This window comes from Streptomyces sp. LMG1-1-1.1 (genome assembly GCF_040815545.1).
Lineage (GTDB): Bacteria > Actinomycetota > Actinomycetes > Streptomycetales > Streptomycetaceae > Streptomyces.
The window spans coordinates 24,562-38,050 of record NZ_JBFPNH010000031.1; the positions used below are offsets into that span (position 1 = coordinate 24,562).

The 13,489-nt window shown below is 72.9% G+C and carries 13 protein-coding genes; 5 read left to right on the forward strand and 8 right to left on the reverse strand.

The window, feature by feature from the left end; all coding sequences use genetic code 11:
- Positions 1-3: 3 nt before the first annotated feature.
- On the reverse strand, positions 4-1,161 hold the full coding sequence (efeO, locus tag MRBLMG1_RS17960) for an iron uptake system protein EfeO (RefSeq protein WP_367825055.1): 1,158 nt from the start codon (positions 1,159-1,161) through the stop codon (positions 4-6).
- A gap of 301 nt (positions 1,162-1,462) precedes the next feature.
- Between efeO and MRBLMG1_RS17965 the strand changes: the two genes are divergently transcribed.
- Positions 1,463-2,131, forward strand: a complete 669-nt coding sequence (locus MRBLMG1_RS17965; protein WP_367825056.1) for a PhzF family phenazine biosynthesis protein — start codon at positions 1,463-1,465, stop codon at positions 2,129-2,131.
- 27 nt (positions 2,132-2,158) lie between these two features.
- Here the strand turns inward: MRBLMG1_RS17965 and MRBLMG1_RS17970 are convergent, their stop codons facing one another.
- Both MRBLMG1_RS17970 and map read right to left on the reverse strand, forming a co-directional pair.
- Positions 2,159-2,809 carry a heme oxygenase (biliverdin-producing) gene (locus MRBLMG1_RS17970; protein WP_367825057.1) on the reverse strand — a complete coding sequence of 217 codons (651 nt, stop codon included), beginning with the start codon at positions 2,807-2,809 and terminating at the stop codon, positions 2,159-2,161.
- A gap of 115 nt (positions 2,810-2,924) precedes the next feature.
- Entirely contained in the window at positions 2,925-3,782 is an 858-nt protein-coding gene (map, locus tag MRBLMG1_RS17975) for a type I methionyl aminopeptidase (protein ID WP_367825058.1), read from the reverse strand.
- A 61-nt stretch (positions 3,783-3,843) separates the two neighbouring features.
- Here map and MRBLMG1_RS17980 point away from each other — a divergent pair, with 61 nt between their 5' ends.
- Entirely contained in the window at positions 3,844-4,077 is a 234-nt protein-coding gene (locus MRBLMG1_RS17980; protein ID WP_367825059.1) for a hypothetical protein, read from the forward strand.
- 24 nt (positions 4,078-4,101) lie between these two features.
- Here MRBLMG1_RS17980 and MRBLMG1_RS17985 read toward each other — a convergent pair whose 3' ends face one another.
- Together MRBLMG1_RS17985 and MRBLMG1_RS17990 are read right to left on the reverse strand one after the other, a co-directional pair.
- The gene (locus MRBLMG1_RS17985; protein ID WP_367825060.1) at positions 4,102-5,424 is read right to left on the reverse strand and encodes an MFS transporter; all 1,323 of its coding nucleotides are present in this window, start codon (positions 5,422-5,424) and stop codon (positions 4,102-4,104) included.
- A gap of 68 nt (positions 5,425-5,492) precedes the next feature.
- Positions 5,493-6,095, reverse strand: coding sequence for a hypothetical protein (locus tag MRBLMG1_RS17990; protein WP_367825061.1), 603 nt, complete (start codon positions 6,093-6,095; stop codon positions 5,493-5,495).
- A 102-nt stretch (positions 6,096-6,197) separates the two neighbouring features.
- Here MRBLMG1_RS17990 and npdG point away from each other — a divergent pair, with 102 nt between their 5' ends.
- Entirely contained in the window at positions 6,198-6,896 is a 699-nt protein-coding gene (npdG, locus tag MRBLMG1_RS17995; protein WP_367825063.1) for an NADPH-dependent F420 reductase, read from the forward strand.
- 51 nt (positions 6,897-6,947) lie between these two features.
- Positions 6,948-7,193, forward strand: coding sequence for a hypothetical protein (locus tag MRBLMG1_RS18000; protein ID WP_367825064.1), 246 nt, complete (start codon positions 6,948-6,950; stop codon positions 7,191-7,193).
- On the opposite strand, the gene MRBLMG1_RS18005 is transcribed toward MRBLMG1_RS18000, so the two are convergent.
- Complete coding sequence (locus MRBLMG1_RS18005) at positions 7,190-7,984, reverse strand: site-2 protease family protein (RefSeq protein WP_367825066.1); 795 nt, start codon at positions 7,982-7,984, stop codon at positions 7,190-7,192. The two genes, MRBLMG1_RS18000 and MRBLMG1_RS18005, sit on opposite strands and share 4 nt — an antisense overlap.
- 98 nt (positions 7,985-8,082) lie before the next feature.
- Here MRBLMG1_RS18005 and MRBLMG1_RS18010 point away from each other — a divergent pair, with 98 nt between their 5' ends.
- Positions 8,083-11,505, forward strand: coding sequence for a BTAD domain-containing putative transcriptional regulator (locus tag MRBLMG1_RS18010; protein ID WP_367825067.1), 3,423 nt, complete (start codon positions 8,083-8,085; stop codon positions 11,503-11,505).
- Positions 11,506-11,520: 15 nt separating this feature from the next.
- Here the strand turns inward: MRBLMG1_RS18010 and MRBLMG1_RS18015 are convergent, their stop codons facing one another.
- Both MRBLMG1_RS18015 and MRBLMG1_RS18020 read right to left on the reverse strand, forming a co-directional pair.
- Positions 11,521-12,393: an ABC transporter permease gene (locus MRBLMG1_RS18015; protein WP_367825068.1), complete on the reverse strand. Its 873-nt coding sequence runs from the start codon at positions 12,391-12,393 to the stop codon at positions 11,521-11,523.
- Entirely contained in the window at positions 12,390-13,382 is a 993-nt protein-coding gene (locus tag MRBLMG1_RS18020; RefSeq protein ID WP_367825069.1) for an ATP-binding cassette domain-containing protein, read from the reverse strand. Before MRBLMG1_RS18020 ends, MRBLMG1_RS18015 begins: the two co-directional genes overlap by 4 nt.
- Between the last annotated feature and the right edge of the window lie 107 nt (positions 13,383-13,489).

Genomic DNA, 13,489 nt, shown 5'->3' on the forward strand with positions numbered 1-13,489 from the left:
CGACTACTTGACGACCGCGGCGGCGAGCTTGGAGAGCGGCTCCGCCAGCGCGTTGACGCCGTCGGACAGCTCCTTGCGCTCGGGCTTGCCGACCTTGTCGTAGGAGGTGAAGACGTAGCTGTTCTTGTCGGTGCGGTACTTGTCGAGCAGCGTGTTCAGCGCGGCGAACTGCTTGTCGAGTTCGGCGACGAGCTTCGCGTCGTTCTTGGTGGCGACCGGCTTCAGCAGGTCGAAGGACTTCTGGGCGCCCTCGACGTTCGCCTTGAAGTCGACGAGGTCGGTGCGGGAGTAGCGCTCCTCCTCGCCGGTGACCTTGCCGGTGGCGACCTCGTCCAGGAGCTCCTTGGCGCCGTTGGCCATGGAGGTCGGGGTGATCTCGGCCTGGCCGACGCGCTTCACCCAGTCGGCGAGGTCCTTGTCGAGGAGGTCGGCGAGCTGCTTCTCGCGGTCGCCGATCTTCTTGTCCTGCCAGAGCGCCTTCTCCAGGCGGTGCCAGCCGGTCCAGTCCTTCGCCGGGTCCTGGCCGTCCTCCAGGCCGTCCTCGCGGACGTCGACCTTGGGGTCGATGTCGCCGAAGGACTCGGCGACGGGCTCGGTGCGCTCCCAGCCGATGCGGGAGTCGGCGTAGGCCTTCTTCGCGGCCTCGATGTCACCGGCGCGGACGGCGTCGGTGAAGACCTTCACCTTGGGGAGGGTCTCGTCGGCCTGCGCCTGGACGTACTGGCGGTAGGCGGCGACGGCGGCGTCCATCTCGGGGGAGCGCTTGGCGGTCGCGGCGTCCTTGCCGGTCGCCTTGACCTGCTGGCGGATGCCGTCGCCCTTCATGCCGGGCTTGCAGGCGATGGCGTAGTCGCCGGCCTTGATCTCGGCGGTGATGGTGGCCTTGGTGCCGGGGCCGATGTTCTCGCGCTCGGTGACGATCCGGTCGTCCGGGAAGAGGACGTAGACCTCGGTGACCTTGGAGCCGCGGTTCTCGACGGCCAGCTTCACGTGCCCGGCGGGGAAGTCCTTCTTCGAGACCTCGCAGGAGTCGTCCTTGGCGACGACGGTGATGGTGCCGTCGTCGGCCTTGGAGTCGCTTTTCTCGGCGCAGCCCGTGACGGCGGTCAGGGCGGCCGCCGTTGCGGCGGCGGTGACGACGGACAGGCGAACGGCTCGCATGAGGGCTCCAGGAACGCGGGGACGTGGGTGAGGCGGACCTAACTTAACCGAGGCTTACCTGACTGCTACCCACCCGTCCAGTGATTCAGCTCTCAAGCCGGGCGACCCGGACACAGCGGGGTCACGGGGACTTCATGGGGCCCTCATGGGTTGGTCAAGGGCAGGTCAAGCAAGGGGGATTGTCCTGATTTGGTTGACGCGCCGGTAGGGCGAGCGGGATGACGTCCGCGGAGGGGTGAACACCTCCTCCGTTCCTCGGGTGCGGCCCCGTCGTCGTGCTGACGGGTGGTTGAATTCCGCCATGAACACGACCGCCACTGACATCGACGTCCTCCGGGTCTTCTGTACGGGCGACGGACGGCACGGCAACGCCCTCGGAGTCGTACGGGAGGGGCGCGACTACCCCGACGAGGCCGCACGGCAGGCACTCGCCAAGGAGCTCGGCTTCAGCGAGACGGTGTTCGTCGACGACCCGGAGCGCGGGATCGTCGACATCTACACGCCCAGCGTGCGGCTGCCGTTCGCCGGCTACCCGCTCATCGGCGCCGCCTGGCTGCTCGACCTGGAGGTCGTCTGCCCGCCGGCCGGCGAGGTGTGGGTGCGCGGGGACGGGGAGTTCACCTGGATCGAGGCGCGGGCCGACTGGGCGCCGCCCCGGACGCTGCGCCAGTACGGCTCCGCCGCCGAGGTGGAGGCCCTCGACGTGCCCGAGCCGGGCGAGTGGATCTACGCCTGGGCCTGGGAGGAGGAGGCCGCGGGCCGGGTCAGGGCGCGGGGGTTCCCCGGGCGCGGCGACGGCATCGACGAGGACGAGGCGACCGGCGCGGCCGCGCTGCTCCTGACGGCGGAGTTGGGCCGGGCCCTGAACATCACGCAGGGCCGCGGCTCGCAGCTGCTCACCGCACCCGGCCTCGACGGCGTCGTGGAGCTGGGCGGACGGGTCCGCCTGGAGGGAACGCTGACGCGCTGAACGCCCGGGCGGTGGGCACCCGAGCGCTCAGGCGCTGAGCGGGAACTCGCCGCCCAACTGGTGGAAGACCGCGCTGTTGAAGGCGAAGGCGCGCCTGCACTCGTCGACGATCCGCTGCTTCTCCAGGTCGTCGGCGTTCACCTCGTCCAGCAGCTCCCGGTACGTCCGCTTGAACGCGGCCGGGTTGTCGATCTCCTCGAAGACGTAGAACCGCACGCCGTCGCCCTTGCGCGCGAAGCCCCAGGTCCGCTCCGCCTTGTCGCGGATGATCTGACCGCCCGACAGGTCGCCCAGGTAGCGGGTGTAGTGGTGGGCGACGTAACCGGCCGGCCAGTCGCGGGCGCACTCGGCGACCCGCTCGGCGTACGCCACCGTGGCGGGCAGCGGGGAGACGCCGGCGCGCCAGCCGGGGCCCCGCAGATGGGCGAGGTCCTGTTCCAGGGCGGCCGTGCGGAACAGCTCGGGCTGTATGAAGGGCCCGGCGACCGGGTCCTCGCGGAGCGCCTCCGCACCCTCTTCGAGCGCCTGGTACACGAACCAGAGCTGCTCCGTGTACCGCGCGTACGCGTCGACGGCGAGGCGTCCGCCGAGGAGGTCCCCCATGAAGGACGACGTCTCCGCCTCCGTGTGCTGCTCGTGCGAGGCCGTACGGATGAGGGTGGAGAAGGGCGTGTCCAAGGCGTGCCTCCGAGACCGATGGGACGGGAACCAGTGACGATCCTGCCGAGTTAGGGTTACCTAAGTCAATTGGTTCCCGACGTCCTGTCGGTAAAAACGCTACCCGCTCGGGAGATCAGGGCAACGTAAGGATTTCGGCCCCGCTCTCGGTCACCACGAGCGTGTGCTCGAACTGCGCGGTCCGCTTCCGGTCCTTGGTCACCACGGTCCAGCCGTCTTCCCACATGTCGTAGTCGTGGGTGCCGAGCGTCAGCATCGGCTCGATCGTGAACGTCATGCCGGTCTTGATCTCGGTGGTGTGGTGGGGGGAGTCGTAGTGCGGGACGATCAGGCCGGAGTGGAACGACGAGTTGATGCCGTGCCCGGTGAAGTCGCGCACGACGCCGTAGCCGAAGCGCTTGGCGTACGACTCGATCACCCGCCCGATGATGTTGATCTGGCGGCCCGGCCGCACGGCCTTGATCGCCCGGTTCAGGGACTCCCGGGTCCGCTCCACGAGCAGCCGCGACTCCTCGTCGACGTCGCCGCAGAGGTAGGTGGCGTTGTTGTCGCCGTGGACGCCGTTGATGAACGCCGTGACGTCCAGGTTCACGATGTCGCCGTCCCGCAGCACCGTGGAGTCCGGGATGCCGTGGCAGATGACTTCGTTGATCGAGGCGCACAGCGACTTCGGGAAGCCGCGGTAGCCGAGGGTCGAGGGATAGGCGCCGTGGTCGCACATGTACTCATGGGCGACCCGGTCTAGCTCGTCGGTGGTGACACCCGGAGCGATGTGCTTGGCGGCCTCCTCCATCGCCCGGGCGGCGATGCGGCCGGCGATCCGCATCCGTTCGATGGTGTCGGAATCCTGCACCTCGGGCCCGGTGTACGGGGCCGGTGCGGGCTTCCCGACGTACTCGGGACGGCGGATGGAGCCCGGAACGGAGCGGTGGGGGGAGAGCTCCCCCGGTACGAGAAGCGACTGGCCAGACATGCCAGCGAGTCTAACGACCGGGTCTGGGGCAGCATGGTCTCGGAGGAAGGAGCCGACGACGATGGCCCTGTTCAAGAAGCGCACCGCGGGCAAACCGGGCGAGTGGTACTACTGCCTGGAGCACAAGAAGGTCGAGGAGGGCCCCGAGTGCCCCGCCAAGAACCGGTTCGGCCCGTACACCAGCCGTGAGGAGGCCTCCCACGCCCTGGAGACCGCCCGCGAGCGGAACCTGGAGTGGGAGACCGACCCACGCTGGCACGACGAGGCCGGGAAGGACCGGACGCCGGACGAGTGACCGCGGGGGAGCCGCCGGGACCGCTCAGGCGGACCCGGCGGTCTCCTGCCGGACACCGCCCTGCCGCTCCCGCTCCTGCTGGGCCTTGCGGCGCAGCGAGTCCTCGTCCGTGTCGGAGTCGTACGCCAGGAGCTTCGGCAGCGCCAGACACAGCAGCCCCACCGAGGCGACGCAGGCGACACCGCCCGACCAGACCGCCGCGCGGGTGCCGGTCCAGCCGGCCATCACGCCCGCACGGACCTGCCCCAGCTGCGGGCCGACGCTGTAGGACAGCACCTCGATGCCGGCGAGCCGGCCGCGCAGCTCCTCCGGGACCGTCTGGTTCCAGATCGTGGCCCGGCCGAGCCCGCTCAGCATGTCGCCCGCGCCGGCGAAGGCCAGGCAGAGCAGCACCAGCCACACGTTCCCGAACCAGCCGGCCCCCGCGATGGCCAGACCCCAGCCGGCCGCGCCGCCGGCCACCAGGAGGCCGTGCCGCCGCACCTTCGACGTCCAGCCGCTGGTCAGCCCGAGCACCAGCGAGCCCACCGAACCCGCCGCGTACATCAGACCGAGCGACCAGTCGGCGTCCAGCTCGTCCGCGAGGAACGGGAAGATCGTGTTCGGGAAGGCGAAGAACATCGCCGCCAGGTCGATCGCGTACGTGCCGAGCAGCACCGGTCGCGACCAGGCGTAGCGCGCCCCCTCCGCGATGCCCCGCAGCGAGGGCTTCTCCGCGTCGTGCGCGGCGGGCGCGGGGGAGAGGCGGCGGCACATCAGCACCGAGACCGCGAAGCCGGCGATCGTCACCCCGTACGCGGGCGCGTGCCCCGCGTACGCCACGACGAGACCCGCGAGGGCCGGACCCGCGATCGAGCCCATCTGCCAGCGTAGCGAGTTCAGCGCGGCCGCCGCCGTCTGCTGCTCGTGCGGCACGATCCGGGCCAGCAGCGAGTCGAGCGCCGGCCGCTGGAGCCCCGCGAGCGCCGAGACCCCGGCGGCCACCACGTACAGCGGCCACAGCATCGGCTCCGGCAGCAGCGCGTTGACCAGCAGCAGGCCGGCGAGCAGCCCGAGCCCCGCCTCCGTGCCCACGATCACCTTCCGGCGGTCCACCGCGTCCGCGAGCGCCCCACCGTACAGGCCGAACACCACCAGCGGCACCAGCTCGACCGCGCCCATCGCGCCGACCGCGAGCGGCGAGCCCGTCAGCTCCTTGATCTGCAGCGGCAGGGCGACCATCGCCAGCGCGCTGCTGAAGTACGTGATCAGCCCCTGCACCCACAGCAGCCGGAAATCGCGGGACGACCGCCACGGCGCCGTGTCGGGCAGCAGGCCGGAGAGCTTGGAAAGAAGGGGGGAGGACACGAGGGGCCATGCTCCGGCCGGGGGAAGCCGGCGGCAACCCAATTACGCACGGCTCCGTCCGGCAGTGCCTACCAGCGGGCCGGCGGCGGGGCCGTCAGACGGTCCGCGAGGCCGGAGAGGCGGTCGCGGAAACGGCGGCCGCCGCGCGGCGACGGCAGGCTGTTCTCGCCGGCCGCCGCGCTCACCAGGTGCTGGACCGTGTCCAGGTCCACCCCCGCGTCCTCCGCCACCGTGAGCGTCTCGTGGGCCAGGCCCCGCACCTCCGCGTCGCCGCCGTCGAGCGACAGCACCGTCGCCCCCGCCCGCCGGGCGTCGTGCACCCGCTGGAGCAGACCCGCGTCCGGCCGCTCCGGCGCCACCATCAGCAGCGTCGCCCCGCGCCCCGCCGCCTCCAGCCGCCCGAGCCCGACCGCCAGGTGCACCGGATCGCCCGGCCGCACCCGGTGCCGCACCAGCGTCGGCGCCAGCTCCGGCAGCCCCGACCAGGCGGCCTCGTCGACCAGGTGCGCCGCCAGGTGCCAGGGCTCGTACTCCGCCGTGCCCACCAGGAGCAGGCCGCCCCGGTGCGGGACCACCGACGACCGGAGCGCCCCCGCGAACCGGCGGGCCTCGCCCGGCCACTCCGTCCCGGCGAGGACTTCCCGCAGCAACGCGACCCGTACGGCATCCATGGGCCCGCATCCTGCCGCAGCGGGGCCCGCCGCGCGGCCGGTTGCCGACGTTCCACCCGTACGGGAGGCCCGCGGACCCGACCGGTCGGTAATGTCGGGGCCATGACTACGACTGACAGCAAGCCCGCCCCCAAGGACCCGTGGGACCTCCCCGACGTCTCCGGTCTCGTCGTCGGCGTGCTCGGCGGCACCGGCGACCAGGGCCGCGGCCTCGCCTACCGGCTCGCCAAGGCCGGCCAGCAGGTGCTCATCGGCTCCCGGGCCGCCGACCGGGCGCGCGACGTGGCCGCGGAGATCGGCCACGGCGTCGAGGGCGCCGACAACGCGGAGGTCGCCCGCCGCAGCGACATCGTGATCGTCGCCGTGCCGTGGGACGGCCACGCCAAGACCCTGGAGTCCCTGCGCGCGGAACTCGCGGGCAAGCTCGTCGTGGACTGCGTCAACCCGCTCGGCTTCGACAAGAAGGGCGCCTACGCCCTGAAGCCCGAGGAGGGCTCCGCCGCCGAGCAGGCCGCCGCGCTGCTCCCGGAGTCCCGGGTCGCCGCCGCCTTCCACCACCTCTCGGCCGTCCTCCTCCAGGACGCCTCCATCGAGGAGATCGACACGGACGTGATGGTCCTCGGCGAGGAGCGCGCCGACGTCGAGATCGTCCAGGCCCTCGCCGGCCGCATCCCCGGCATGCGGGGCGTCTTCGCCGGCCGGCTGCGCAACGCCCACCAGGTCGAGTCGCTCGTCGCCAACCTCATCTCGGTCAACCGCCGCTACAAGGCCCACGCGGGCCTGCGGGTCACCGACGTCTGAGCCGGCTGCTCCGGCGCGGAGGGCGGAGCCGGAGACCGGACGCTTCCGGGCATGGGGGACACTGGACGGGCACCATCAGTCGTACCCGGACAGGAGCCGTCCCCCATGCCCCGCCTCGCCCTCTACGCCCTCGTGGTCTGCGCCCTGGCCGTCGCCGCGGCCGTCGTCTCCTTCGTCCAGGGCAACTTCCTGGGCGTGATCTGGGTCCTCCTCGCGGGCCTGTCCTCCAACATGGCCTGGTACTACGTCCGCCGCGCCAAGGCCGACAAGGCCGCCGCCGCGCAGGACGCCGCCTAGACCCCGCAGAACTCCGGCGTCTCCTCCCAGAACCGGAAGAGCTGCGAACCGCAGTACCGGGTGTCCTCCGGCACCCCGAGCGACCGCATCAGCGCGTCGACCGCGTCGAAGAAGGCGTGGTTGATCGCCGGTACGAACATCAGCGCGATCACGATGAAGAAGCCGTACGGCGCGTACGGCTCGATCTGCCGCTTCACCTTGTACGAGAGCCAGGGCTCCACCACCCCGTAACCGTCGAGCCCCGGCACCGGCAGCAGGTTCAGGATCGCCGCCGTCACCTGGAGGAACGCCAGGAACGCCAGCGCGAACCGGAAGGCGACCGGCACGCCGTCGAGGGCGTCCAGCCAGAACGGGGCCGTGCAGACCAGCGCGAACAGGACGTTCGCCAGCGGGCCCGCCGCCGAGATCAGGCTGTGCTTCCAGCGGCCCTTGATCCGGCCCTGCTCGATGAAGACCGCGCCGCCCGGCAGACCGATGCCGCCCATGATCACGAACAGCACCGGCAGGACGACGCTCAGCACCGCGTGCGTGTAGGCGAGCGGGTTGAGGGTCAGATACCCCTTCGCGCCGACCGTGATGTCCCCGCCGTGCAGCGCCGCACGGGCGTGCGCGTACTCGTGGAGACAGAGCGACACCACCCACGCCGAGGTCACGAAGAGGAAGACCGCCAGGCCCGGCGAGGCGGCGAAGTCCGTCCACACCGCCCAGCCGGTGACGGCCATGACGGCGAGGATCGCCAGGAAGACGGGGCTGATCCGCCGTTCGTGGCGCCGGGTGGTGGCCGTGGTCATCGCGGGAACTCCCAGGGACGGAGGGCTGGTGTGCGGGAAACGTACCGGGTGCGGGGGCGAGTTCCTCGGCCGGGGACCGTCTCACGGACAATGGGCCCGTGCGCTACTCGCTGCTCGGCCCGACCCTCGCCCACGCGCCCGACGGCACCGACGTGACCGTCGGCGGCCCGCGGGTCCGCGCGCTGCTGACCGTGCTCGCCCTGCGCGCAGGCCGGACCGTGCCCGTGCCGGACCTCGTCGACGAGGTGTGGCACGGCGACGAGCCGCCCGCCGACGCCGTCGCCGCGCTCCAGGCCCTCGTCGGGCGGCTGCGCAAGGCCGTCGGCCGGGACCGGGTGGTCTCCGCGGAGGGCGGCTACCGGCTGGACGCCCGGCCCGAGGACGTCGACACCCGGCGCTTCGAACGCCTCGCCGCCGAAGGCGTGGCCGCGCTCGGCGCCGGCCAGCCGGAACGGGCCGCCGCCGTCCTCGACGAGGCCCTCGGGCTCTGGCGCGGGCCCGCCCTCGCCGACCTGCCGGACCGGGACGCCGAGGCCGCCCGCTGGGAGGCCCGAAAGCTCGACGCCCGCCGCGCCCGCCTCGACGCGGCCCTCGCCCTCGGCGGGGCGTCCGCCGCCCTTCCCGAGCTGACCGCCCTCTGCGCCGCGCACCCGCTGGACGAGCTCCTCCAGGCCCTGCGGATCCGCGCCCTCAGGGACACCGGCCGGGCCGCCGAGGCGCTCGCCGCGTACGAGTCGGTCCGCCGCGCCCTCGCCAACCGCCTCGGCACGGACCCGTCGCCGGCCCTGCGCTCCCTCCACGCGGAACTCCTCGCCCCGGTACCGGCCCAGGCACCGGCACCGGCGCCCGCACCCGCCGGGGCGCCCGCGCCGCCGCGGACCCCCGCCGCCCCCGGGAACCTGCGGGCCCGGCTCACCAGCTTCGTCGGGCGGGACGAGGAGATCCGCGCGCTCCGGGAGGACCTGCGCGGCGCGCGGCTCGTCACGCTGCTCGGTCCCGGCGGAGCCGGGAAGACACGGCTGTCGCAGGAGGCGGCCGAGCGGGGCGCCGGGGCGTGGCCCGACGGGGTCTGGGTGGCCGAGCTCGCGCCTGTAAGCGATCCGGAGGCCGTGCCCGAGGCCGTCCTCGCGGCCGTCGGCGCCCGCGAGACCGTGCTGCGCGGCGCCGGAGCCGAGGAGCTGCGCGCCGGGGACGACCCGCTCGCCCGGCTCGTCGAGCACTGCGCGGGTCGCCGGATGCTGCTGCTCCTCGACAACTGCGAGCACGTGGTGGCCGCCGCCGCCGACCTGGCCGAGACCCTGCTGGCCCGCTGCCCCGGCCTCCGGGTCCTCGCGACGAGCCGGGAACCCCTCGGAGTGCCGGGGGAGGTGCTGCGCCCGCTCGGGCCGCTCCCGGCGGAGACCGCGCTACGGCTGTTCGGGGAGCGGGGCGCGGCGGTCCGCCCGGGCTTCCGGACCGAGGAGGACCCGGAGGCGGCGGCCGAGATCGTCCGCCGCCTCGACGGGCTCCCGCTGGCGATCGAGCTCGCCGCGGCCCGGCTGCGGATGCTGACCCTGCGTCAGATCGCGGACCGGCTCGACGACCGGTTCCGGCTGCTGACCTCGGGCGCCCGGACCGTACTGCCCCGCCAGCAGACCCTGCGCGCGGTCGTCGACTGGTCCTGGGACCTCCTCGACGCCCCCGAACGGGCCGTCCTGCGGCGCCTGTCGGTGTTCACCGGCGGCTGCGACCTGGAGGCGGCGGAGGCGGTGTGCGGAGGAGCCGAGGCCGGCATCCCCGCCGACGCCCCCGCCCCCCTCGCCGACGCCCCTGCGGGCAAGGCCGCCGACAAGACCGCGGGCAAGGCCGCCGGCGTCCCCGCCCCCGCCGACGTCCTCGACGTGCTCGGCTCCCTCGTCGACAAGTCGCTCGTCGTCGCCGCGCCCGCCGAGACCGGGATGCGCTACCGGCTCCTGGAGACCGTCGCCGAGTACGCGGCGGAGCGGCTGGACGAGGCGGGGGAGCGGGCGGCGGCCGAGCGCCGCCACCTGACGTACTACCGGGAACTGGCCCGCCGGACCGACCCGGAGCTGAGGGGGGCGGGGCAGGTCGAGGCCATCGCCCGTTTCGGCGCCGAGTACGGCAACCTCCGCACGGCGCTGCGCAGGGCCGTCGCCGGCCGCGACGAGGACGAGGCGCTCGTCCTCGTCCACGCGCTGCTCTGGTACTGGCAGATGCGCGACCTGCGTGTCGACGCGCTGCACTGGGCGCGGGCGGCCGCCGCCCTGGGGCCCGACCCGTTCGCGCGGCCCGCGGCCCCCGTCGTGGCCCTGCACGAGCCGTGCACGGCCCTGCCGCCGCCGCTCTCCGAGGAGCAGCGCTGGGAGGCCCGGCGCGGGGTGCGCCTGGTGGAGCTCCTGAACATGGACCACGAGACCGGGCGCTGGACGACCCCCGAGGGGGTGCGGCGGCTGCGCGAGATGACCGCGGTCTACGAGCCGGGCCTGCCGCAGACCTGCCGGCTGCCCGGTTCCTTCGCCGTCTTCGCGGTCCTCCTCATCGGCGAGGCGGGCAGGCTGCGCGCGCTCCTCGACGCGACCGTCGAGGCCTGCCGCCGCCACGGCTACGCATGGGAACTGGCCAACGCCCTCCAGCTGCGCGCCAACATGTTCGCCAACCGGTCCGACTGGGCCGACCGGGCGGGTGCCGACGCCGACGAGAGCCTGGAGATCTTCGTCCGCCTCGGCGACGCCTGGGGCGCGGCCGAGGCGCTCTCCTCCCGCGCCGAGTCCCGCGAGCGCCGGCTCGAGTTCGTGGGCGCGGCGGAGGACTTCGCCGCCGCGATCGGCTACGCGGAGCGGATCGGCGCCCAGTCGCAGATGGCCCTGCTGCGGGCCAGGTACGCGGACATGCTGGTGGAGACGGGACGGCCCGACGAGGGCGAGGCGATCCTGCGGGAGATCGTGGACGGCGGGTACGGGCGGGGGCACGAACCCGTGCTCGGTGCCCGGGTGTTCCTCGCCCTGGCGCTCGGACGCAGCGGCCGGATCGCCGAGGCCCGGGAGCACCTCCTCCTGCTGCGGGGCGAGTTCGACTCCACGACCCTGTCCCTCTTCGAGGGCTTCACGCTCGGCATCCTGGGCTGGCTGGAGAACCTGGACGGGCGGTACGCGACGGCGCTCGACCTCGCCGTGGAGGCGTACGAGCGGTCCCTCGGACCGCTGTCGATGATGGTCGCCCCGCAGATGCCGGCGGTCCATCTGGTCACCGCCGCCTGGGCGCTGGCCGGGTCGGGCGCGCCGGAGGCGGCGCGGGCCGGGGCGGTGCTGCTGGGTGCCAGGGAGGGCCTGCTGCCCGCGGAGCACCTGCCGCCGCCGCTGGAGCGGGAGAACCTGGACCGGGCGACCGAGCTGGTCAGGTCCGTGATCGGCGAGGACGAGTTCGCCGTGGCGCACGCCGAAGGCGGCGGCCTCTCGCTGGAAGAGGCCGCCGCCGTGCTCGGTCGCGCCGCCGACGCGATCAGAGAGCGCGCCGAGTCCTGAGCCCCCGCTCCGGTGTCAGGTCTTCTTGCGGAACTTGGCGACCGCCAGCGGCGCCGTGACGACGGTGATCGCCAGGGCCCAGCCGAGGGTCATCCACACCGAGTGGGCGATCGGGCCGCCGTTGATCAGGCCGCGCGCGGCGTCGGCCAGGTTCGACAGCGGGTTGTAGTCGGTGAAGGTCTCCAGCCAGCCGGGCATCGAGGTCGGCGGGGCGAAGATCGAGGAGCCGAACTGGAGCGGCATCAGGACGAGCATGGCCATGCCCTGGACGGCCTGGGCCGTCTTCAGGGTCAGACCGAGCAGGATGAAGATCCACATCAGCGAGGCGCCGAACACCACGGACAGGCCGATCGCGGCGAAGAGGTCGAGGACCGAGGTCTTGATCTCCAGGCCGAGCAGGAAGCCCATGCCGAGCAGGATCGCGGTGGCGATCATCATGCGGCCGACCTCGACGACGATCTTGGCGATGAGGACGGAGGAGCGGGCGATCGGCATCGTCCGGAACCGGTCCATCACCCCCTTCTTGAAGTCGTCGTTGATGCCGACTCCGACGGCCATGGCGATGTTCATGCCCATCATCGCCATCAGGCCGGGGGTCACGTAGTTCACGTACGCGTCGTTGTTGCCCTTGCCGGCGATGGCGCCGCCGAAGACGTACACGAACAGCAGGATGAAGATGATCGGCATCAGGACGGCGTCGAACATCGACTCCGGGTCCTGCTTGATCTGGAGGGCGTTGCGCCGGGCCAGCGCGCCGATGTGGCGGAGGTTGGCCCGCAGGCCGATCCGGCCCTCGCCGGAGACCTTGCGCGCCGGAGCCGCCGGGCCGGGCCCGGGGGCGTCGACGGGGGACTCGGACAGCGGGGTGGTGGTCGTGGTGGCGCTCATGCGGCGACCTCCTCGGGAAGCGCGTCGGACACGGTCGACTTCTGGCCGGTGATCGCGAGGAACACCTCGTCCAGGCTGGGCAGATGGGTGCCGATGTGGGCGATGCCGAAGCCGCGCGCGCCGAGCAGGCCCACGACGGCGGTCAGCTGCTGGTCGGTGAGGATCGGCACGTACAGCGCGTCCTCGTCGGGCACGACGGTCGAACCGGCGACGCCGTCGAGCCCGGTCTCGCGCAGCGCGGACGCCATGGCCGACAGATCGGCCGGGTCCACGGCGCGGATCTTCAGGGTGCGGCCGCCGACCCTGGCCTTCAGCTCGTCGACCTTGCCGTTGGCGATGACCCGGCCGCGGTCGATGACGGTCAGCTCGTTGGCGAGCTGCTCCGCCTCCTCCATGTACTGGGTGGTGAGGAGGACGGTGACGCCCTCGGAGACCATCCGCTGGACCTCGTCCCAGACCTCGTTGCGGGTCCGGGGGTCGAGGCCGGTCGTCGGCTCGTCCAGGTAGAGGACGGCGGGCTTCCCGATCATGGAGGCGGCGAGGTCGAGCCGGCGGCGCATGCCGCCGGAGTAGGTCATCGCGGCCCGCTTGGCGGCCTCGGTGAGGGAGAAGCGCTCCAGGAGCTCGTCGGCGCGGCTCCGGGCGTCCTTGCGGGAGAGGTCGAGCAGCCGCCCGATCATGTACAGGTTCTCGAAGCCGGACAGCTTCTCGTCGACCGAGGCGTACTGGCCGGTGAGGCCGATGGTGCGGCGGAGCTGGCGGGGCTGCCGCACCACGTCGTAGCCGGCGACGGTGGCGGTGCCGGAGTCCGGGGCGAGGAGGGTGGACAGACAGCGGACGAGGGTGGTCTTCCCGGCGCCGTTGGGGCCGAGGACTCCGAGGACCGTACCCTCCCGTACGTCGAGGTCGACCCCGTCGAGGGCCTTCGTCTCGCCGAAGTGCTTCACGAGGCCCCGGACCTCGACGGCGTTGATGTGTGATCGCGTCATGGTCGCTACTAGACCAGGCGCCACCGACAAGCCTCCTACAGACGGCCTACAGCCCGCCGATGGGGGATGTCGGCGGGCTGTAGGTGGTGCCGCAGTGGCTCGTACCG

Coding starts and splice junctions, on each gene's coding strand:
- MRBLMG1_RS18000 (WP_367825064.1), top strand. CDS start 6,948: ATGGGGGACACTGGACGGGCACCATCAGTCGTACCCGGACAGGAGCCG.
- map (WP_367825058.1), bottom strand. CDS start 3,782: ATGTCTGGCCAGTCGCTTCTCGTACCGGGGGAGCTCTCCCCCCACCGC.
- MRBLMG1_RS17990 (WP_367825061.1), bottom strand. CDS start 6,095: ATGGATGCCGTACGGGTCGCGTTGCTGCGGGAAGTCCTCGCCGGGACG.
- efeO (WP_367825055.1), bottom strand. CDS start 1,161: ATGCGAGCCGTTCGCCTGTCCGTCGTCACCGCCGCCGCAACGGCGGCC.
- MRBLMG1_RS18005 (WP_367825066.1), bottom strand. CDS start 7,984: ATGACCACGGCCACCACCCGGCGCCACGAACGGCGGATCAGCCCCGTC.
- MRBLMG1_RS18020 (WP_367825069.1), bottom strand. CDS start 13,382: ATGACGCGATCACACATCAACGCCGTCGAGGTCCGGGGCCTCGTGAAG.
- MRBLMG1_RS17965 (WP_367825056.1), top strand. CDS start 1,463: ATGAACACGACCGCCACTGACATCGACGTCCTCCGGGTCTTCTGTACG.
- MRBLMG1_RS17980 (WP_367825059.1), top strand. CDS start 3,844: ATGGCCCTGTTCAAGAAGCGCACCGCGGGCAAACCGGGCGAGTGGTAC.
- MRBLMG1_RS18015 (WP_367825068.1), bottom strand. CDS start 12,393: ATGAGCGCCACCACGACCACCACCCCGCTGTCCGAGTCCCCCGTCGAC.
- npdG (WP_367825063.1), top strand. CDS start 6,198: ATGACTACGACTGACAGCAAGCCCGCCCCCAAGGACCCGTGGGACCTC.